Below are 20,315 nucleotides of genomic sequence, written 5' to 3'. Positions count from 1 at the left end.
CAGCGGGCTTCGTTGTCTTCACAAGGAAATGTCTGATTCTTCGTGAGCGCCGCAACAAGCATGACCCACGTCAATTCCAAGCTGCCGCCAGCTACACAAAATGTAATCAATCGGCACAGTCTCTCGCCCTCCCCCCGCTTAACAGGACACAACATGTTCCCGGAATACCGCGAAGAAATCTCCCGCCTCAAGACTGAAGACGCCCACTTTTCGCGTCTGTTCAACCTCCACAACGATCTCGATCATCAGATCAAGAACATGGAAAGCGGCATCGTCGTCGGAACCCATGAATCCATCGAAAACCTGAAGAAAGAGAAGCTGCGCCTGAAGGATCAGTTGTACGTGATTCTTCGCAAGACCGCCGGAAACTAACATGGCCATTGGCAAGAAAAACACAGCGGCCAGCGAAGGGCTTCAGTCCATCGACGCCGCGCAACCGCTTGCAGGCTCCAGTGCCGAAGAGCGTCCGGTCAACAAGGGGGACGTTCTTCCCACCAACTCGGCGCGTTCGGCCGAACTTCACGCTGTGCGCGATGGCGCGGAAGCCGCCAGGGTGCTCGTGGCCAGTGGCTTACGCGACGTGCTGGCCGATGTCGCCGGCAAGGACCCGGATACTGTCCTTGCCACCGTCCGCACGGTCATGGACGGCCTGTCGCCCGACGAGGCCGCCGAACTGCGTCGCCTGATCCTCGAGGGCGAGCCCTCGACGTGGCCTGCCGGCAAAAAACGCCATCCTGACGAAGAACTGTCACCCACTTGGCGCCAGGGCACGTATCCCTATCAGAACCTGATGTCGCGCCGCAACTACGAAAAGCAGAAGTACCTCCTGCAGGTGGAGTTGCTGAAGCTTCAGGCGTGGGTGCGCGAAACGGGCCAGCGCGTGGTGATCGTCTTCGAGGGACGCGACGCGGCCGGCAAGGGCGGCGCGATCAAACGGTTCATGGAGCATCTGAACCCACGCGGCGCGCGCGTGGTGGCGCTCGAAAAGCCCACGGACACCGAGCGTTCGCAGTGGTACTTCCAGCGTTATATCCAGCACCTGCCGGCGGCTGGCGAGATCGTGCTGTTCGACCGCTCCTGGTACAACCGTGCAGGTGTCGAGCACGTGATGGGCTTCTGCAGCAATGCCGAGTATCACGACTTCCTGTATCAGGCACCCGAGTTCGAGCGGCACATCGTCCGCAGCGGCATCCATCTGTTCAAATTCTGGTTCTCCGTGAGCCAGAAGGAACAACGGCGCCGCTTCAAGGAGCGTCAGGTCCATCCACTCAAGCAGTGGAAACTGAGCCCGGTCGACCTTGCTTCTCTCGACAAATGGGAAGACTACACCCAGGCCAAGGAAGCGATGTTCGCCCGTACGGACACCGCCGACGCCCCCTGGACCGTGATCCGTTCGGACTGCAAAAAACGGGCGCGCCTGAACGCGATGCGCGTCGTGCTCCACCGCTTTGCCTATACAAATCGCAGCCCGGAGCATGTCGGCCTGGTCGACCCGCTGGTCGTAGGCCGTGCGCTGGCAGGTTGAGCGCAACGGGATAGCGGCGGCCTCGGAACGCCCACCGTTACCGGTGGGCGTTTTCGCATCCACGATTCAGAACCTCGGGAATCCGGGGTTTCAGATTCATCCCATATTGGTAATGGCGCGCGATTCGTACGATGGCTCCATCCCGGAACCAATGACTGACCGTACCGCCAACCATCATGATCCGCTCGCTCTCCGACAAGACAACGGCCGCCATCTATTGCGGCCAGTCCGTTCACACACTGCCCGCTCACATTCAGGCCGACGCGCTGCGCAAGCTCGCGATCCTCGACGCTGCGTCGTCTCTTCCCGATATGGTCGCCCCACCCGCAAACCGGCTGGAACCAGTTCTTGGCAAGCGCCGCGGACACTGGCGCGTCCGCATTAAAGGTCCGTGGCATCTCTGTTTTCGCTTCATCAACGGCGAAGCCTGGGACGTCGGCATCGCCGAATACGAGGAATAAGGAGCGCGCATGACAATCAACCGCGAAGACTTGCGGCGCGCGGATTTTCGCAGCATTGCCACCGGCCAGCCGATTCCGCCGGCACACCCCGGCGATGTACTGGAAACCGAGTTCATGGCGCCAAACGAACTGTCGGCGGAAGCATTGGCGGTGGCCTTGCATATGGCGCCGCAACGAATTCACGATATCGTGCGGCGTCAGCGAGCTATCTCGCCAGACACCGCCCTGCGGCTGGCCCGCTATTTCGGCACTAGTGCGGAATTCTGGGCGGGCCTCCAGACCGCATATGCACTGCGGCTGGCGCGCGCGACTGCAGGGGCGAACATCGAGCGCGACATCCAGCCGCTGACAGCATGACCTGCCCTTGCGCCACCACGACAGTGATGCTTACGCCACCAAGGCCGTACCCCGTCACATGCCGATGGTATGCTCTGACTTTTCAATTCCCGCGCGCACAGGGCGCGCACCCTGATGGAAATTGCCATACTTTTGGCGCTCATTCTGCTGAACGGGCTGTTCGCCATGTCCGAAATCGCGCTTGTGACGGCTCGCAAGGCCCGCCTTCAGCGCCATATCGACGAAGGCGACCGGGGCGCCATGGCTGCCGTGAAACTGGGCGAGGACCCTACCCGTTTCCTCTCGACTGTCCAGATCGGCATTACGTCGATCGGCGTGCTGAACGGCGTGGTTGGTGAATCCACGCTGGCGGCGCCACTTGGCGTATGGCTTCAGGGATTTGGTATTTCGGCCACTACTGCTGGATACGTTGCCACCGCGATCGTGGTGGCCGGCCTGACCTATTTCTCCATCGTGCTGGGCGAACTCGTGCCCAAGCGGCTGGGTCAGCTTGCGCCGGAAGCGATCGCCCGGATGGCCGCCCGCCCGATTTCGTTCCTCGCCGTTGCCTCCACCCCCTTCGTCAAGCTGCTGTCGAGCTCTACCCGCCTCGTGCTGCGCCTGCTTGGTGTGAAAACCAATCGCGGCCCGGCAGTTACCGAGGAGGAAATCCACGCGCTACTGGTGGAAGGCTCGGAGGCCGGCATCATCGAGCAGCAGGAGCACACGATGGTGCGCAACGTGTTCCGCCTCGACGACCGCCAACTCGCTTCGCTGATGGTGCCCCGTGGCGATGTGGTCTATCTGGATGTCGAGGAGAGCGAGGACGAGAACCTGCGCCGCATCGAGGAATCGGACCACGCCCGCTTTCCGGTGGTACGCGGCGGGATGCACGACATTCTCGGCGTAGTCAGCGCCCGGCAAATGCTGGCCAAGCGCCTGCGCGGCGAAAAGGCCGAGCTGACAGCCGTGCTGCAGCCGGCGGTATTTGTGCCCGAAAGCGTGACCGGCATGGAACTGCTCGAGAACTTCCGCTCGTCCGGCGGGCAAGTTGCCTTCGTAATCGACGAGTACGGCGAAGTACTGGGCCTCGTCACGCTCCAGGATCTCGTGGAAGCGATCACCGGCGAGTTCAAGCCGGATGCGGCTGGCGACGAATGGGCCGTGCAGCGCGACGACGGATCATGGCTGCTGGACGGCCTGATCCCGATTCCCGAACTCAAGGACCGCATCGGCCTGCGGGCGGTGCCGGAAGAGGCCAAGGAGCGTTATCACACGCTATCAGGCATGCTCCTGTTGCTTCTGGGTCGACTGCCGCAAACCACCGACGCCGTGCAGTGGGAGGACTGGAAGTTCGAGATTGTCGACATGGACGGCAAGCGCATCGACAAGGTGCTGGCCTCCCGCGTGCCGGCGGAGGACGGCCCCGAGCCCGATACCACCGGCTGATCGGCAATACTGATCGGCAATACCTGACCGGTACCGATCATTTCGATTGATCGATCAAAACGGACACTTCGGTGTCCGTTTTCACTTGTTTCAAGCCGAGTGTGTTTATCGCTCGCCACTGCCGTGTTCAAGATACGCGACAGCCGGGCAATCCCGATATTGCTCAAGATCAACTTTCGCTGCGACGATATGCCTGTGCCAACATCGTCGAATTACGATCTCGCAGGTTCCTGCCGTATTATCTGACCAGCCGTGCATAGGTAGTGCGACCGCGCACACCCCATAGACCCTGCCGCACCACCGGGGCGCGCCGGGCGCGAGTACATCAGGACGGAACGCAGTCGCGGTATCGCCGGCGGCTATTGCCTAACATGAACTTGCTGCCAGCAAACGTATTCGATGGACTCTGAAGCCAAAGACGCGCATTGGGGGGATGACCGCGCCCGCGAGCCTGCGCTGTCCGAGTCCCAGCCCGCCGCCTTTCTGGCAGCGCTTGCCGGGCATCGCGCGGAGATTGGAACCGCACACCCGCTGGCGATCGTGATCGTCCGCCTGGACCGTTTTCAGTTTGCCTGCGAAACGATCGGCAGCCGGCGCACCCGCCTGCTGCGGGCTGAGGTCAAATCCCGCATAGCCGGTGTCGGCGTCATGCCCGCCGTGATGCACTGGTTGAGTCCGGCCGACCTTGGCATCGCCTGCCTTCTGCCGGCAACCGCCGAAGAGATGGCCGAACTGAGCCAGAGCATTGCCACAGCGCTGCGGCTCCCCTACTCCGTCGACGGATTCGAGCTATTCCTCTCGTGCAGCATCGGCACCGCCATCGACAGCCCGGAAAGCGCCACCGAACGCAATCTGCAGCAGGCGTTCGATGCGATGCTGCAGATCAATCGGCGTGGCGGTGGTGGTATTGCCAATGCCAGCCAGCCTGTTAGCCCGCGCATGGTGACCCTGCTGGCGGCGCTGCCCGAGGCCGTGTCACGCGGCGAATTCAGCCTGCAGTTACAGCCTCGTGCGTTATTCGACACAGCGGAGATTGCCGCCTATACGGTGCGCTTGCGCTGGCATCACCCAGTGCTTGGGCGTATTTCGCCGCAGGACTTCCTGCCAGCCGTCGAAGCGCTCGGCATGATGCGCGAGGTCGGCCACTGGCTGGTGCAGCAATTGCTGCAATTGATCCAGGAATCCAAACATGTGGCAAAGGTCCAGTTCACGCTGCTGGCGTCCAGCCCGCAGCTCCTGGCCGACGATGCGATCACCATGCTGCAGCGCGCTGTGGAGACATCCGGTATCTCCCCGGACCGTCTCTGCGTGGAGGTGCCAGTCCAGTGCATCAGCGCAGTTGCCGATGCCACGCAGAAAGCCGCACGACTACATGACTGCGGCATCCAGATTTCCCTTTCGGATTTCACAGATGACCAGGTCAGCCGGCACGCGCTGGCATTGGTCGCACCGGACATGGTGATGCTCGATGCACGGCATCTGGGCAGTTCGGCGCAGGCGCGCGATGCTGCCACGTTGTTGCGCGCGGCATGTGTGTTCGCCAGGTCGCGGGGCGTGGCGGTCCATGCCCGGGGTGTGGAAACTCGCGCCCAGCTTGAGGCCGTACGCGATTGGGGTTGCGATGGCGTGCAAGGCTATCTGTTGGCGCAGCCCTTTCCCGCGCAATGGCTGGTGCAGACCCACGCAGCCGTGGCCGAGCGCGCTCGCCAGCTCCTGCGGCCAACCAATTTGGTCTAACCGGCATTGAGGTGAGGCGCAACGCGCGGATCACATCAATTGCAGTACAGATGGACTTACACTTTGGCACATATCCTGCATCGACAAGTATCGGCGCGGCGATAAAATGTGCCCGTTGATTACTATCCCTGAAAGGAGCCCCTCGTGAAGAAAGGATGGATCTGGTGCGTACTGGTCGCCACATTGCTGGCAGGCTGCAATACCATGGCAGGACTTGGCCAGGACATTCAGAAGGGCGGTCAGAAGCTTGAGAATTCGGCCGAGCGCAAGTAAGACGGCTGAGCGCTCAGGTTGTCCAACTGAAGCATGAAAAAGGGGCGCTCCAGCGCCCCTTTTCTTTTTCCTGTTGCGGCTTGCCAGTGCCGCATCCTATCGACGACTGCCGTCAGGCTCAGACCTTCCGCAACTGGGCCGCCTCTTCGGCCAGCTTGCGGATTCGCCCCCAATCCTTCGCCGCAACCGCATCCTTCGGCACCACCCACGAACCGCCTACGCACACAACGTTGGGCAAGGCCAGATAGTTGGGCGCTTTCGCCAGATCGATACCTCCAGTCGGGCAGAATTTGAGCTGAGAGAACGGCCCGTGCAGCGATTTCAGCATCTGCACGCCCCCGGCTGCCTCCGCCGGGAAGAACTTCAGGAATGAGAAGCCCGCTTCGAGCGCGAACATCGCCTCGCTCGCAGTCGCCACGCCCGGCAGCAGCGAAATACCCGCATCTTGAGCGCCATCGGCCAGCTTCTGCGTCAGCCCAGGCGACACCGCGAACTGAGCGCCAGCATCACGTACCGCCTGGAGTTGGTCAGTCGTCAGGACGGTTCCCGCGCCGACCACTGCTTCCGGCAAGGCCTTGGCGACGGCTTCCATCGCCTGCAATGCCACCGGTGTGCGCAGCGTGATCTCAAGCAGCGGCAGGCCTCCGGCCACCAAGGCCTCGCTGATATGCAGCGCGTCGTCGACGGAGTGGTATTCGAGCACCGGAATCACCGGCACATTGGTCAGTCGTTCGAGCAGAGGGGAAGCGTGGATGGGCATGACAGATCTTCGATAAATTGGTGCGTTGGTGCGTTGGTGCGTTGGTGCAAGGGGCCGAATTGTCGTAAAACGGGACAAGGCTGTTGCCGAATGCATCAGGCAATCACTGTGACGCCCTGCTCCAGCCGGGCCCGCACGGTTTCGGCATGGGGGATAGGCGCCACGGCCCCATAACCCGTGGTCGACAGCGCGGCGGCAATGTTGGCATAGCGAGCCGCATCGAACGGATCAGCGTCCGCAGCCAGCCGTGCGATGAAACTGCCGCCGAAGCAGTCGCCCGCGCCGGTGGCATCGACCGGACGTACGGGGAACGGCGCCACCAGCGCGCGCGACTCCTGCGTGGCGATGTAACTGCCCTCTTCTCCGAGCTTCAGCGCAACCAGTTCCACACCGCAACCCAGCAGATAGTCGACGATCGCGTCGCGGTCATCGAGCCCGGTCAGGATCGTGATGTCGTCCCAGCTCGGCAGGCAGATGTCGGTCAGGGAGAATGCCTCGCGCATGATGCCGCGCGCGCGGGCCAGCGACCAGAGCCGCAATCGCAGATTCGTGTCGAGCGATACTTTCGCCCCGGCCTTGCGCGCATGTTCCATCGCCGCCAGTCCTGCATCACAGGCGCTGGTGCTGATTGCCAGGCTGATACCGGAGAGATGCAGAAAGCGCGCCTGCGCGATGGTTGCCAGCGGCAACTGCTCATGGTGATAGCGGCTGGCCGCGGAACGCTCGCGCAGATAGTCGAAGCGATGGCCGTGGTTGTCGTGGGAGACGAAATAAACCCCGGTGGGCGCAGAGGCATTGACCACCACGTGTCGGGTATCGACACGTTCCCGTGTCCACAACGCCAGCAACCGCTCACCGAAACTGTCGGCCCCTACTGCGGTGATATAGCCCGTGGTCGCGCCCTGGCGCGCGGCGGCAATGCAGAAATTGGAGGTATCGCCGCCAAAGCCCTGCAGGTAACGCGACGGATCGTCGGGCTGCTGGTTGAACTCGATCAGCGGTTCGCCATAGGCAAGGATATCGATACTCATCTCGGCTTCATCTCCTCTTCATTCCATTCGGTCTGGCCACAGGGACTGACACCGGGGTCAGAAGAACGTCTGAACAATGTCGATGACCTGGAACTGGCTGTCCAGCACGGGAATATGGCGCCACTTGTCGAAGGTCAGGCAAGGATGCGAGATATCGAAGGCAATCATATCGCCGACGCGGATGTCATCGCCAGCTTCGATTTCCAGATAGGCGTGCTGATCCATCATGCCCGTCACTTTCCAGCGCGCGGGCGTGGCAACGGGGCCGGCCGCACCCGGACGATACATCTGCGCTGGTATCGGCATGCCCGCATCGAACGCGGCATCCCGCTTGCCCATGCCGATGATGGCGCGGTTTGGCTCGGGAATCGACTGCACATAGGCCCAGAGCTGCAGCGCGGGCAGCAGGCCCTCCCGCATCTTCTGCGCCACCGGATTGCTCGCCAGGATGCGTTCCTGCGCCGCTCGATAGACGCCGACGTCGTGCGTCAGGTAGCACCCGGGACGCAGCACGATATCGATCGGCATCCCGATATCGGTGCGCGCGAACTCTTCGGCCACCACGTCGTACCATGCCGAGCCCGCGCCGGACATCACCACCGGGCTGCGTCCGAAACGCCCCGCCGCGGCCAGTTCGCGCGTTACGGCCACCGTGCGCTGCAAAAGCTTGCGGATATCGGCTTCCTGCTGCAGCACGCCTTCATAGATCTCGACGCCAGCCAGCTTCAGGGCGTTCGGCCAGCGCGACAGCGCATCGAGCACGTCCGCCTGCTGCGCGGCATCGCGCACACCGGTCCGGCCGCCCTCCACACCCAGTTCCAGCAGCACCTGCAGCGTCTGACCACGCGCGTCGAAGAACGCGCCAAGCTGGTCGACGAGCGCGGCCGAATCGACCAGCGAGAAGAACTCGAATGACGGATCGGCGGCCAGCAGATCGGCAACGATCTCCATATTGCGCCGCCCCACAAGCTGGTTGGCCATCAGCACGCGCTTGACGCCGTGCGCGGCTGCCGCCGCGGTCTGATGGGCGGTGGCCAGCGTGATGCCCCAAGCGCCCTCGGCAAGCTGACGCGCGAACAGTTTCGGCGCCATCGTTGTCTTGCCATGCGGTGCCAGCTGCACGCCGTATGCGCCCATGAAATTGCGCATCCACTGCAGGTTGTGCGTCAGACGGTCTTCATAGAGCACTGCGGCCGGGAGACTGAGCTCTTCGGCCAGCAGACGCCAGCCCGGCTGCCCCGCCTCGGACGGCGTGAGCGGCGCGTCCAGACGCCCCATCGCCTTGTTCAGCGGATCGATCATACCGGTCTGGTACTTTGTTTCACGCATGACTGACATCACCCCGTCAAAATTCAATTGACGTAATGATAGCCTTGAAACTACGATATTTCATCCTTGTTATAAAGTAACATGCTTCGTCGGCCGAGGTGACCGGCGGGGCCCGCCCACCCACCGTACGCCATGACCGCGCCCTTCGACATCCTGACCCGCATCGCCGAGCGTGGCCCGTCATTGCGACTGGCCGAGCAGAAAGTGGCGCAGGTGATCCTTGAAGATCTTGCAGGGGCGGCGGCTGCCAGCATCAACGAACTGGCACGCAAGGCGGCGGTCAGCGAGGCCAGTGTCACGCGCTTCGCAAAGGCCATCGGTTGCCGCGACGTCCGCGATCTGAAACTGCGCCTGGCACAAGCCACGGCAGTCGGATCGCGTTTCCTGCAACCGGCGCCGGGCCCGGTCGATACTGACGCACCGGCCGCGCTGGCCGAGCGCATCCACGCCGACGTTCTCGCCACGCTCGAAGTCAACCGAAAGCTGATCGATCCCGAGCGGATTGACATTGCCGCGCGCCTGTTACTCAACGCACGCATGGTCTACGCTTTTGGCATGGGTGGAGGCTCGACCTTCATGGCCGACGAGGCGCGGTATCGGCTGGCGCGATTGGGGCACCCGGTGGCCACGTATCACGACGCGCTGCTGCAGAAGATGGTCGCCGCAACACTGACGCGCGATGACGTGGTACTGGCGTTCTCGGCCAGCGGCAGCGTGCCGGAGATACTGGCCAGTTGCGATATCGCGCGCGAGTATGGCGCGCGGCTGATTGCCGTGACCGCGCTTGGCTCGCCGCTGGCCGCGCGCGCCGACGTGCTCCTGCCCGTGCGGACGCTGGAAACGGATTTCATCTTCAAGCCGTCGGCCTCGCGCTACGCGATGCTGATGGTGCTGGACGTACTGTCCACCCGCTTTGCGCTGCTGCAACAGGAGCAAAGCAAGGAAAAGTTGCGCCGGCTGAAATACGTGCTGGATGCCCACCGAGGCGTCAGCCAGGACAGCGACGGGCCGGACAGCCGCCAGCCGCTCGGAGACTGACAATGCCACACCTGTTCGATACCCTGATCCGCTGCGTGCTGCTGCTCGATGGCTCGGGCGCCGCGGCGCGCCTGGCCGACGTGGCGATCCGCGATGGCCGCATCGCCCGCATCGACGAGCCTGGCGCGATCGACCCCGATTCCGCGTCAAACGTCGTGGAAGGTCACGGTCTGGTGCTCTCCCCCGGGTTCATCGATGTCCATACGCACGACGACACCAATGTCGTGCGTGAGCCGGCGATGACACCGAAGATCTCGCAAGGCGTGACCACTGTGGTCGTCGGAAACTGCGGCATCAGCGCCGCACCCGTCACGCTGGCCGGTGATCCACCCGACCCGATGAACCTGCTGGGCCGCGCCGACGCGTTTCGCTACCCCGACTTCAAAACGTATGTGGCAGCCGTCAACGCCGCGAAACCAGCCGTAAACGTGGCCGCACTGGTCGGCCATACCGCGCTGCGCAGCAATCATATGGACAGGCTCGACAGGCCCGCGACCGAGGCCGAGACCGCCGCAATGCGCGGCCAGCTTCAGGAAGCCCTGGATCATGGCGCGCTTGGGCTTTCCACCGGCCTGGCATATGCCAACGCATTCCACGCTCCCACCGACGAAGTGCTGGCGCTGGCCGAACCGCTGGCCAAGGCAGGCGCGATCTACGCCACCCACTTGCGCAGCGAGTTCGCGGAGATTCTGGACGCGATGGACGAAGCCTTCCGCATCGGCCGGCACGCGCGCGTGCCGGTGGTGATCTCGCACCTGAAATGCGCGGGCGTGTCGAACTGGGGCCGTAGCGGCGAGGTGCTCGCCGCGCTCGAAGGCGCGGAGCGTTGGCAACCGGTTGGCTGCGACTGCTACCCCTACACCGCCAGTTCGTCGACACTCGATCTCAAGCAGGTCACCAGCGACTTTGACATCCAGGTCACCTGGTCCGAGCCGCATCCCACGATGGGTGGCCGGCTGCTGGCCGATATCGCCGCCGAGTGGAACGTCGACCTGCTTGAGGCGGCACGGCGCCTGCAGCCTGCCGGCGCCGTCTATCACTGCATGGAGGATGCGGACGTCGATCGCATCCTGAGCCATCCTGCCACCGTGGTTGGGTCCGACGGGCTACCCAACGACCCGCTACCGCATCCGCGCCTTTGGGGCGCATTTCCACGCGTGCTGGGCCACTACGCGCGCGATCGCGAACTGTTCCCGCTCGCGGTGGCCGTCAACAAGATGACTGGCATGTCGGCCGAGCGCTTCGGCCTGACCGGTCGCGGCTTCGTGCGCGAAGGCTACTGGGCCGATCTCGTTCTGTTCGACGCCGCCACGATCCGCGACGCGGCGAGCTTCACCGATCCGCAGCAACCGGCCGAAGGCATTGCGGCCGTCTGGGTCAACGGCGAGTTGACATGGCGGCAACGCGCCGCCACCGGCGTACGCGCCGGCCGCTTCCTGCCACGCGGCACCCAGCAACAACACTGAAAACAGGAGTTTCCATGGATATCAAACGATTCGGCGTCGAAGGTGGCACCGGCCAGGGCGGCTCGCACATGCCGTTCGCACGCGCCGTGCAAGCGGACGGCTGGCTCTACGTGTCGGGCCAGGTACCGATGGTCAACGGCGAAGTCATCGACGGCGGCATCGTCGCGCAGAGCCACCAGGCCATTCAGAACGTCATGGCCATCCTGGCGGAAGCCGGCTACGGCCCGGAGCATGTGGTTCGCTGCGGCGTCTGGCTGGACGATGCCCGCGACTTCACGTCGTTCAACAAGATCTTCAAGGAATACTTCGGCGCCAATCCGCCGGCCCGGGCCTGCGTGCAATCGAGCATGGTGGTCGACTGCAAGGTCGAAGTGGATTGCATCGCCTACAAGAAGCCGGCGGCCTGAACCCGGCCGGCGTGGGCGTGGTCGGCGAGCCAGCCGAGCCAGGGCCACAGCTTCATAGCTTTTTAGCTTTTCCAGCTTTCTCAACCCGCCGCTACGCGACACAAGGCATAGCGGCTTTTTCACACGCGGAAGCGGACCGTCCGGACCGGCGGCACCCGCAAAAAGGAGACGACATGGGTGCCGTTACAGGAACCACGCTCTTGGTCTATGCGCTGATCGCCGTGATCGCGCTGGTGATCCTGATCGCCAAATTCAAACTGAATCCATTCATCACGCTCGTGGTGGTCTCGGTGGCGCTGGGCTTCGCCGTGGGGATGCCGATGGGCGACATCGTCAAGTCGTTCGAAGCGGGTGTCGGCGGCACGCTCGGGCATATCGCGCTCGTGATCGGGCTCGGCACGATGCTTGGCAAGATGATGGCCGAATCGGGCGGCGCCGAGCGCATCGCGCTGACGCTGATCGACTTCTTCGGCGAGAAGAACGTGCACTGGGCGATGGTGGTCATCGCCTTCATCGTCGGCCTGCCGGTGTTCTTCGAGGTGGGCTTCGTGCTGCTCGTCCCGATCGCCTTCAACGTCGCCAAGCGCACCAATACCTCGATGGTGCTGGTTGGCATCCCGATGGTCGCCGGCCTCTCGGTGGTGCACGGGCTGATTCCGCCGCACCCTGCCGCGCTGCTGGCTGTGCAGGCCTACGGCGCTGACATGGGCAAGACGATCATGTACGCGCTGATCGTCGGTGTCCCGACAGCCGCCATCGCTGGCCCGCTGTTCGCCAAGCTGATCGACCGCCACGTGAAGCTGCCCGAGGTCAACCCGCTGGCCGCGCAGTTCACCGAAGAAGCCGAGAACATCAAGGCCACGCGCCAATTGCCAGGCTTCGGCATCACTGTCTTCACGATCCTGCTGCCGGTGATTCTGATGCTGATTGGTAGCTGGGCGGACCTGATTGCCACGCCGAAGACCTTCGCCAACGACTTCCTCAAGCTGATCGGTAACTCGGTCATGGCACTGCTGATCGCCGCGCTGGTCAGCTTCTATACCTTCGGCAAGGCCCGCGGCTTCGGTCGCGATGCGATCCTGAAGTTCACCAACGAGTGCGTGGCGCCGACCGCCATCATCACCCTCGTGGTGGGTGCCGGCGGTGGCTTCGGCCGCATCCTGCGCGACTCCGGCATCTCCACCGCCATCGTCGACGTGGCAACCCACGCAAACGTCTCGGTGCTGGTATTGGGCTGGCTGGTGGCCGTGATGATCCGCATCGCCACCGGCTCGGCCACCGTGGCCATGACCACCGCCGCCGGCATCGTCGCCCCGATCGCCGCCAGCGTGCCGGGCACGCGCCCCGAACTGCTGGTGCTGACGACCGGCGCCGGTTCGCTGATCCTGTCGCACGTCAACGACGGCGGCTTCTGGCTGGTCAAGGAGTACTTCAACATGACCGTGACCCAGACCTTCAAGACCTGGTCGGTCGCCGAAACGATCATTTCGGTCGTGGCGTTGCTACTGACGCTGGGACTGGCGACGGTGACCTGAGGCTTCGCGGCGGTGTTTTCTCCCCTGTTCCGCCCGACGGCGGGGGAGAAAACCCGGGGTAGCACAAAGCCCCCACCCCTCCTACACTCCCTGTTCGATGCAGCCGTCCGATGCTGCACTTCCGGGAGACTCTCATGACGTTCAGTCCGATGCGGCGTGCCATCACGGCCTGCAGCGCCTTCGCCGTCCTCGCGTATCCCCTCCTCACCCTTGCGGCCGATCCCGTGAAGATTGGCCTGATCGCCCCGTTTTCTGGCAGCTTTGCCGACTACGGCAAGCAGATGGAAGGCGGCATCAAGGCCTGGCAGAAGCTGAACGGCGACGTCGTGGCGGGCCGCAAGATCGAGGTGATCATGAAGGACACCACGGGTCCGGTCCCCGAGGTCGCCAAGCGGCTGGCGCAGGAGCTGGTGGTGCGCGACAAGGTCGATATCCTGGCAGGCTTCGGCCTGACGCCCGAGGCGCTGGCCGTTGCCCCGGTCGCCGAGCAGGCGAAGAAGCCGATGGTGATTTTCAATGCGGCGTCGTCGGTCATCACCACCAAGTCAAACTACATCACCCGCGTGTCGATGACGCTGCCGCAGATCTCGGCACCGATGGCGACGTGGGCCGTTCGCAATAACGTCCGCAAGGTCGTGACGCTGGTCGCAGACTACGCCCCTGGCATCGACGCCGAAACGGCCTTCAAAACCAACTTCCTGGGCGGTGGCGGCCAGATTGTCGAATCGATCCGCGTGCCGCTGCGAAATCCCGAGTTCGCCCCGTTCATCCAGCGCATCAAGGATGCCAAACCCGAGGCCGTGTTCCTGTTCCTGCCGGCAGGCGAACAAGGCGTGGCGTTCATGAAGGGCTTCCGCGAACGTGGGCTGGCCGATGCCGGTATCCGCGTCATCGCCACGGGCGACCTGACCGACGACCACGTGCTGCCGGCCATGGGCGATGCCACGTTGGGCGTGATCACGTCGTTCCACTACTCGGCGGCGCATGATTCGAAGGAGAACAAGGCGTTCCTGAAGGCCTTTGCCGATGCCAACCCAGGGGCCGGACGCCCGAACTTCATGGCCGTGGCCGCATACGACGGCATGGCCGCCATCTACGATGCGCTGAAGAAGACCAACGGCGCGACGGACGGCGACAAGCTCGTTGGCGCTCTGAAGGGCATGAAACTGCAGAGCCCGCGCGGCGCCATCACGATTGACCCCGCCACCCGCGACGTGGTCCAGACGGTCTATATCCGGAAGGTAGAGAAGGTGAACGGCGAGCTCTACAACGTCGAATTCGACAAGTTCGATGGCGTGAAGGACTCGGGGAAGTAGCCCCAAGGCGCTCGGCGTGGTTGCCGCGCCCGTGCCATCACGGCGCGGGCGGGGCAATCACCTTGGACATCTCCGAAGTCTGATTCCAGCCGCTCCGTTGATAGAGCGGTCGACCTGCCTCGGTAGCGTGGAGAACGGCAAATTCCACGCGGCGTCGCGCGAACTCCGCCTCGGCCAGCGCCATCAACTGCTGCGCCAGACCCCGGCGCCGGCGCGTTGGCGCTACATAGACGTTGAGGACATAGCCCCGGCGATCCTGTGTCGGATGCGCGGGATGCGGTGGCCAGTCGACCAGCATCAGGCCGATACCCGCTACAGGGCGCCCCGCATCGGTCAACAGAAAGCCGAAGTAGCTGCCATCCGCCAGGCGTGGCCGCAGCCAGGCGCGAAAGTGGTCTGTCATCGTGCGCAACGTGCCCGGGGCAAAGCCTGCCTCCTGAAACATCGCCTCCCGATGCTGGCAAATGAGGTCGAGGTCATCGACACCGATGGTACGAACATCCATGGACAAAAATCCTGTTAGAGGCGCTATCAAAATGATTCTGGCGTCGTTGCGCGGCCTTGGCCAGTCCACTTGTACTGTCTGCGCCCGCGCGTCTAGCCAGAACCGCTTCGCTTCATTTTGATAGCGCCTCTTATAAAAATCCTGTTACCAACTTCAACCCAAGACCGGATCGGATGCACTGACGGGCATTGGCGGAGCGGATACCACAGACCGTGAATCCGCTCCGGCGCCAATCAGTACGGCGACAGCTCCTCGAGAGCCCTGGCTGCCTCCTGCCTCAACATGCGCAGGATCAGCGCAGCCCCTTCATTCGAAAACTCCGGCGCGGCGGCGTGCTCGACTGCAACCGTCACCACACCCATTGCCCCTTCGACGCGCTGCAACTGCCGGAACGCCATCACATCCGGCGCTGGAAAGCCCGCATGGGGTTGCCCTGGTGGCCCGGCCTGCCGCTTGCCGGCGGGCTTGCGCGAAGCGGCTCCGGGTACCGGCTTATCCATGCCCCGGCCTCCCCAGGGGGAGGGAGACCGGAACGGCAAGTAAGATGCAGACATCGTGGCGATGCATGGCGTAACTCCTTTCTTTCGACAAAGCGTTCAGGCGGGCGTGTGGCCCGCGTCGCCACCCTTGTAGCGACCCATGCATTGTCAAAGCCGGGAGACCACGCGGATATAAGACGATTCCGAAAACGTTCGGAATCGTCCGAGCGCTAATGCGAACGCCCGCCCCTCGGCTATCGGACCGAAACCAGCCGATCCAGCAACGCCTTGTCGGCTAGCAGTGTGGCGCTATCCGACCGGTGCACTACTCGGCCCCGGTCCAGAACAATCGCCTGCCGGGTCATGCCCAACGCCAACCGCGCGTGTTGCTCCACCACGATCACAGCCATGCCCGCGTCTGCGATCAGCCCTGCGATCACGCGCTGCAACTCCTGCACGATGACCGGCGCCAGCCCTTCCATCGGCTCGTCCAGCAGCAACAGGGCGGGGTTGACCATCAGTGCCCGGCCAATGGCCAGCATCTGCTGCTCCCCGCCAGACAACTGGTTGCCGAGATTACGCCGACGCTCACCCAACCTCGGAAAGGTCCGATACACACGCTGGACATCCCATGGCCCGGGCCGGGCCACCGCGCCGAGATGCTCCTCCACGGTCAGCGAGGGAAAGACCCAGCGCTCCTGCGGCACCCAGCCGATGCCGCTCTGGGCACGGCGATGCGGCGGCACCCTGGCCAGATCCCGCCCTTGCCAGACCAGCTTGCCCCCGCGCAATCGCGTGAAGCCCATCAGCGTGGACAGCAACGTAGTCTTGCCTACGCCGTTACGGCCCAGCAGCGCGAGGCTGTCGCCGGCGCCCAGCGCCAGATCGATCTGCTCGAGCACCGTCGCCTCGCCATATCCGGCGCTGACAGTCTCCAGCCGTAGCAGATCACTCATGGGCGGCCTCTCCAAGATAGACCTCACGCACTCTTGGGTCGGTGGAGACTTCAGCCGGCGTCCCTTCCATCAATACGCGCCCGGCCACCAGTACCGTGATGCGTTCGGCGAAGCGGAACACCAGATCCATATCGTGCTCGATGAAAACGATGGTGATGTCGCGGGGCAGCGCGGCAATCACCGCGAATAACTCTGCACTCTCACCGGTCGGAATGCCGGCGGCGGGCTCGTCGAGCAGCAGGATCGAAGGCCGCGTGGCCAGCGCGAGTGCCATCTCCAGCAGGCGCTGTTTGCCATAGGGCAATTGCCGGGTCTCGACATCGGCGTCGGCCTCGAGCCTGAGCATGGCCAGCACTGCCATCGCCTCGTCGACGAGCGCGACCTGCGACGCCACCGTGCGCCTCCAGACGCGCCCCGCCCCCGTGCGCTCGGCGACCGCCAGCACTACTGATTCGAGCACCGTCAGCCCGGGGAACAGCGTGTTGATCTGGAATGTGCGCGTCATGCCCAGCTTCACGCGCACGTGCTGCGGCAGCGTGGTGATGTCACGCTCGCCGAGCCAGATGCGTCCTGCCGACGGCGCCAGCGCCCCGGTCAGCAGATTGACAAACGTGGTCTTGCCCGCCCCATTGGGTCCGATCAGCGCATGGCGGGCGCCCGGTTTGAACGTCAGCGAGACGTCGCTGTTCGCCGCGAACGCGCCCCACGATTTGCTCAGCCCTTCCGTGCGCAGGATCGCGGTCATGCGTCGACCTCCTTTCGCGCTGGCTCGGACGGATGCCTGCGCCGGCCGAGCGCCGACAGCGCCCCCATCACACCACCTCTCGCGAACAACACGATGACCACCAGCAGCAACCCGATCCAGAATTGCCAGTACACGGGGTTGATACCAGCCAGGACGTCCTGCGCGATCATGAACAATGCCGCGCCAACCAACGCGCCGTAAAGCCGCCCAGTGCCACCAAGCACCAGCATCACCAGCAATTCAGCCGAGCGCGGAAAGCCGAGCACATCCATGCCGACAAACTGCGTGGTCTGGGCCAGCAAGCCGCCCGCCACGCCGGCAATCGCCGCTGCCACCGTGAAGACCGCCCGAAGTCGTGCGGGCACGTCGGTCCCAAGCGCTGGCATTCGCCGCGCACCCTCGCGAATACCCCGCAGCGACAGACCGAATGGCGAAGCCACCAGCCTTCGCACCAGCAGAAAGATCACAAACAGCACCACCAGGCTGTAGACATAAGCGGTCTTGCCGAACAGGTCGAACTCGAACATGCCAAGCAGCTTGTTCATCGTCACGCCGGAGAGCCCGTCGACGCCACCCGTCAGAAATGCCGCCTTGTTCGCCGCCTCGAACAACATCAGGCCGATGCCGAGCGTCACCATCAGCCGGGTCAGATCGCCGCCCCGGATCACGAGGAAGCTGCACAGCCATCCGGCCAGCGCCGCCACCGCAGCTGCGGCTAGCAAGCCCGTGAGTGGCTCACCCCAGCCATGCGCGCCAAGCAGACCGGCCATGTACGCGCCCAGGCCGAAGAACGCCGCATGGCCCAGCGACACGATGCCCGCATAACCCAGAATCAGATCGAGCGATAGCGCGAAGAGTCCAACGATCAGGATCTGGCTGCCGAGGATCAGGTAGTCGGGCAGCAAGAAGAACGCCACGACCGGCGCCAGCCAGAACACGATCTCCGCCGGATGCCAGCGGCCATCGGGCAGACGATGCACACGGGTCTTCATGCGCGCCTCCCGTAGAGACCTGCGGGAAACGCTACCAGCAGCAGCACCATCATCGCGTAGATCACGAACGCGCCGATCTCGGGCACGTAGTACTTGCCTGCCACGTCCGCCATGCCCAGCACGATCGCGGCGACCAGCGAGCCACGGATACTCCCGGCACCGCCAACGGCGACCACGAGCAGGAAATACACCATGTACTTGAGCGGAAACGTCGGATCGAGGCCCAACACGTCGATGCCCAGCCCACCGCCAAGTCCGGCCAGGCCCGATCCCAGCGCGAAGGTCAGGCTGAACACGCGTTCGACGTCGATGCCAAGTCCGCGCGCCGCCTGCTGATGATCGACTGCCGCGCGCACCTGCGCGCCAAAGCGGGTACGCGCAACAAGCCACCCAAGCGCCAGCGTAATGGCGATCACGACCGCGATCAGGAACAGGCGGTAGGCGCCGAGGTCGACCCCGCCCACGCGAACCTGCCCAATCAGGAAATCCGGCAATACCACGGGCTGCTGGCCCGGGCCGAACAGCCACGTGGCGCCCGCCATCGCCATGAAGGTCAGGCCGATCGAGAACAGCACCTGGTCCAGGTGGCTGGCCCGATACAGCCTGCGATAGAGCGTGCGCTCAAGCACCCAGCCGGCTGCCGCCGCGCCCAGGAACGCCAGCGGCAATGCTGCCAGGAACGGCACCCCGGCCCGGTTCATCAGCACCACCGCCACGTAGCCGCCAAGCATCGCGAACGCGCCATGCGCCAGGTTCACGAAGTTCATCAGCCCCATCGTCACGGACAGCCCGATGCTGATGAGGAACAGCAGGCTGCCGTATGCCACGCCATCGAACAGCACGCCAGGCAAGCTCGATATCACAATCCGGTCCTTTTCATGGATGACCGCGGGTTCGGGAAGGTTGGCGCCGATTGTTCAGGTCTCGCCGCATTTTTGCAATCGGGCGCGACCCGCGCAGCACCCGGTGCCGGTTTACTTCGCCCCCCACAAGCGCTAAGGTCGTTGCACCTGACAGCCGGGGACATCGCCATGTCGATTGACCGCCGCACCTTTCTGGGAATCTCCGCCTCGCTGGCCGCGCTGCCAGCCGGCCTCACGCTCGGCAACACGGCCAGCGCCGCAACCGTCGACGCGCCGATGCGGCGCAAGATTCCGGGCTCGACCGTGCAATTGCCCGTCATTGGCATGGGGACGGCCCGTACGTTCAACACCGGCAAGAGCACCGAAGAACGCGCGCCCCTGACCGAAGTCATGGCCGTGCTGCTGCAACGCCTGCCAAGCGCCGTCGTCGATACCGCGCCGAGCTATGGCAGCGCCGAAGCGGTGACCGGCGACCTGCTGCAAGCCGCCGACGCGCGGCGCCGCGTCTTCCTGGCCACCAAGATCTCAGCCAACGCAGCCAGTGCGCCAGCGCAGTTCGCCAGTTCGCTATCTGATCTGCATACGGATGCGGTCGATTTGCTGCAGGTGCACAACCTGATCGACTGGCGCGACAACCTGAAGCTGCTTCGGCAATGGAAGGAACAGCGCAAGACGCGGTATATCGGCATCACCCACTATCGGGAAGACGCGCAGGATGCCGTCGCGCAGATCGTGCGGGCCGAGAGGCTCGACTTCGTCCAGATCAACTATTCACTGGGCGAACGCGGTGCCGAGCGCGTGTTGCTGCCGCTATGCCAGGAGCGCGGCGTAGCCGTGTTGATCAACCGCCCGTTCCAGGACGGGCGCCTGTTTGCGGCCGTCAAGGGCAAGCCCGTGCCAGACTGGGCCGCCGAGGTCGACTGCGAGTCCTGGGGTCAGCTCTTCCTGAAGTTCATCGTCAGTCATCCCGCTGTCACCGCCGCCATCCCGGCCACCTCCAATCCGCACAATATGCTCGACAACGCAGGCGCCGCGTTCGGGCGGATGCCCGATACGCCCGAACGCGCCCGCATCGCAGCGGCGCTGGCCTGACTGCTGACCTGACTGCTGGC

Annotated in this window: 22 protein-coding genes; 13 read left to right on the top strand and 9 right to left on the bottom strand. The window is 63.9% G+C overall.

What is annotated here, in order from left to right:
- Positions 1-153 precede the first annotated feature (153 nt).
- The 7 genes from WD006_RS27155 (at position 154) to WD006_RS27125 (ending at position 5,781) form a co-directional block, all read left to right on the top strand.
- The gene (locus WD006_RS27155; RefSeq protein WP_029306341.1) at positions 154-372 is read left to right on the top strand and encodes a YdcH family protein; all 219 of its coding nucleotides are present in this window, start codon (positions 154-156) and stop codon (positions 370-372) included.
- A 1-nt stretch (position 373) separates the two neighbouring features.
- On the top strand, positions 374-1,525 hold the full coding sequence (gene ppk2, locus WD006_RS27150; protein WP_011519195.1) for a polyphosphate kinase 2: 1,152 nt from the start codon (positions 374-376) through the stop codon (positions 1,523-1,525).
- Between the two features lie 176 nt (positions 1,526-1,701).
- Entirely contained in the window at positions 1,702-1,986 is a 285-nt protein-coding gene (locus WD006_RS27145; RefSeq protein ID WP_011519196.1) for a type II toxin-antitoxin system RelE/ParE family toxin, read from the top strand.
- 9 nt (positions 1,987-1,995) lie between these two features.
- The gene (locus WD006_RS27140) at positions 1,996-2,343 is read left to right on the top strand and encodes a HigA family addiction module antitoxin (RefSeq protein ID WP_011519197.1); all 348 of its coding nucleotides are present in this window, start codon (positions 1,996-1,998) and stop codon (positions 2,341-2,343) included.
- Positions 2,344-2,457: 114 nt separating this feature from the next.
- The gene (locus tag WD006_RS27135) at positions 2,458-3,771 is read left to right on the top strand and encodes a hemolysin family protein (RefSeq protein WP_011519198.1); all 1,314 of its coding nucleotides are present in this window, start codon (positions 2,458-2,460) and stop codon (positions 3,769-3,771) included.
- Positions 3,772-4,170: 399 nt separating this feature from the next.
- Entirely contained in the window at positions 4,171-5,508 is a 1,338-nt protein-coding gene (locus tag WD006_RS27130) for an EAL domain-containing protein (protein WP_011519199.1), read from the top strand.
- A 144-nt stretch (positions 5,509-5,652) separates the two neighbouring features.
- Positions 5,653-5,781 (top strand): entericidin A/B family lipoprotein, encoded by a 129-nt coding sequence (locus tag WD006_RS27125; protein ID WP_008651235.1) that lies wholly within the window; start codon positions 5,653-5,655, stop codon positions 5,779-5,781.
- A gap of 118 nt (positions 5,782-5,899) precedes the next feature.
- Here WD006_RS27125 and WD006_RS27120 read toward each other — a convergent pair whose 3' ends face one another.
- From WD006_RS27120 to WD006_RS27110, 3 genes are all read right to left on the bottom strand, one after another.
- Positions 5,900-6,541 (bottom strand): bifunctional 4-hydroxy-2-oxoglutarate aldolase/2-dehydro-3-deoxy-phosphogluconate aldolase, encoded by a 642-nt coding sequence (locus WD006_RS27120; RefSeq protein ID WP_011519200.1) that lies wholly within the window; start codon positions 6,539-6,541, stop codon positions 5,900-5,902.
- A gap of 95 nt (positions 6,542-6,636) precedes the next feature.
- Positions 6,637-7,572, bottom strand: a complete 936-nt coding sequence (locus tag WD006_RS27115; protein ID WP_011519201.1) for a sugar kinase — start codon at positions 7,570-7,572, stop codon at positions 6,637-6,639.
- A gap of 57 nt (positions 7,573-7,629) precedes the next feature.
- On the bottom strand, positions 7,630-8,901 hold the full coding sequence (locus WD006_RS27110; protein WP_029306342.1) for an amino acid deaminase: 1,272 nt from the start codon (positions 8,899-8,901) through the stop codon (positions 7,630-7,632).
- 132 nt (positions 8,902-9,033) lie between these two features.
- Between WD006_RS27110 and WD006_RS27105 the strand changes: the two genes are divergently transcribed.
- The 5 genes from WD006_RS27105 to WD006_RS27085 all read left to right on the top strand — a co-directional run bounded on the left by WD006_RS27105 (position 9,034) and on the right by WD006_RS27085 (position 14,663).
- Positions 9,034-9,939 carry a MurR/RpiR family transcriptional regulator gene (locus WD006_RS27105; protein ID WP_011519203.1) on the top strand — a complete coding sequence of 302 codons (906 nt, stop codon included), beginning with the start codon at positions 9,034-9,036 and terminating at the stop codon, positions 9,937-9,939.
- Between the two features lie 2 nt (positions 9,940-9,941).
- On the top strand, positions 9,942-11,405 hold the full coding sequence (locus WD006_RS27100) for an N-acyl-D-amino-acid deacylase family protein (protein ID WP_029306343.1): 1,464 nt from the start codon (positions 9,942-9,944) through the stop codon (positions 11,403-11,405).
- Positions 11,406-11,419: 14 nt separating this feature from the next.
- Entirely contained in the window at positions 11,420-11,812 is a 393-nt protein-coding gene (locus WD006_RS27095) for a RidA family protein (protein WP_008651227.1), read from the top strand.
- A gap of 173 nt (positions 11,813-11,985) precedes the next feature.
- On the top strand, positions 11,986-13,347 hold the full coding sequence (locus WD006_RS27090; RefSeq protein WP_029306344.1) for a GntP family permease: 1,362 nt from the start codon (positions 11,986-11,988) through the stop codon (positions 13,345-13,347).
- A 134-nt stretch (positions 13,348-13,481) separates the two neighbouring features.
- Positions 13,482-14,663 (top strand): ABC transporter substrate-binding protein, encoded by a 1,182-nt coding sequence (locus tag WD006_RS27085; protein WP_029306345.1) that lies wholly within the window; start codon positions 13,482-13,484, stop codon positions 14,661-14,663.
- A gap of 37 nt (positions 14,664-14,700) precedes the next feature.
- Here the strand turns inward: WD006_RS27085 and WD006_RS27080 are convergent, their stop codons facing one another.
- The 6 genes from WD006_RS27080 to WD006_RS27055 form a co-directional block, all read right to left on the bottom strand.
- Positions 14,701-15,168 carry a GNAT family N-acetyltransferase gene (locus tag WD006_RS27080; protein WP_029306346.1) on the bottom strand — a complete coding sequence of 156 codons (468 nt, stop codon included), beginning with the start codon at positions 15,166-15,168 and terminating at the stop codon, positions 14,701-14,703.
- A gap of 233 nt (positions 15,169-15,401) precedes the next feature.
- Positions 15,402-15,668 carry a hypothetical protein gene (locus WD006_RS27075; protein WP_029306347.1) on the bottom strand — a complete coding sequence of 89 codons (267 nt, stop codon included), beginning with the start codon at positions 15,666-15,668 and terminating at the stop codon, positions 15,402-15,404.
- A gap of 233 nt (positions 15,669-15,901) precedes the next feature.
- Positions 15,902-16,603, bottom strand: a complete 702-nt coding sequence (locus WD006_RS27070; protein WP_029306348.1) for an ABC transporter ATP-binding protein — start codon at positions 16,601-16,603, stop codon at positions 15,902-15,904.
- Entirely contained in the window at positions 16,596-17,348 is a 753-nt protein-coding gene (locus WD006_RS27065; RefSeq protein ID WP_029306349.1) for an ABC transporter ATP-binding protein, read from the bottom strand. Before WD006_RS27065 ends, WD006_RS27070 begins: the two co-directional genes overlap by 8 nt.
- The gene (locus WD006_RS27060) at positions 17,345-18,340 is read right to left on the bottom strand and encodes a branched-chain amino acid ABC transporter permease (RefSeq protein WP_029306350.1); all 996 of its coding nucleotides are present in this window, start codon (positions 18,338-18,340) and stop codon (positions 17,345-17,347) included. The genes WD006_RS27065 and WD006_RS27060 overlap by 4 nt, the downstream gene beginning before the upstream one ends.
- On the bottom strand, positions 18,337-19,200 hold the full coding sequence (locus WD006_RS27055; RefSeq protein ID WP_375199104.1) for a branched-chain amino acid ABC transporter permease: 864 nt from the start codon (positions 19,198-19,200) through the stop codon (positions 18,337-18,339). Before WD006_RS27055 ends, WD006_RS27060 begins: the two co-directional genes overlap by 4 nt.
- Positions 19,201-19,371: 171 nt before the next feature.
- Here WD006_RS27055 and WD006_RS27050 point away from each other — a divergent pair, with 171 nt between their 5' ends.
- Positions 19,372-20,295, top strand: coding sequence for an aldo/keto reductase (locus WD006_RS27050; RefSeq protein ID WP_011519212.1), 924 nt, complete (start codon positions 19,372-19,374; stop codon positions 20,293-20,295).
- Positions 20,296-20,315: the final 20 nt, after the last annotated feature.

The sequence above is a fragment of the Cupriavidus sp. Met-2 genome, assembly GCF_049843575.1.
GTDB lineage: Bacteria > Pseudomonadota > Gammaproteobacteria > Burkholderiales > Burkholderiaceae > Cupriavidus > Cupriavidus metallidurans.
Note: the sequence above shows the minus strand (reverse complement) of the source record. Positions and strands in the feature narration are given on the sequence as shown.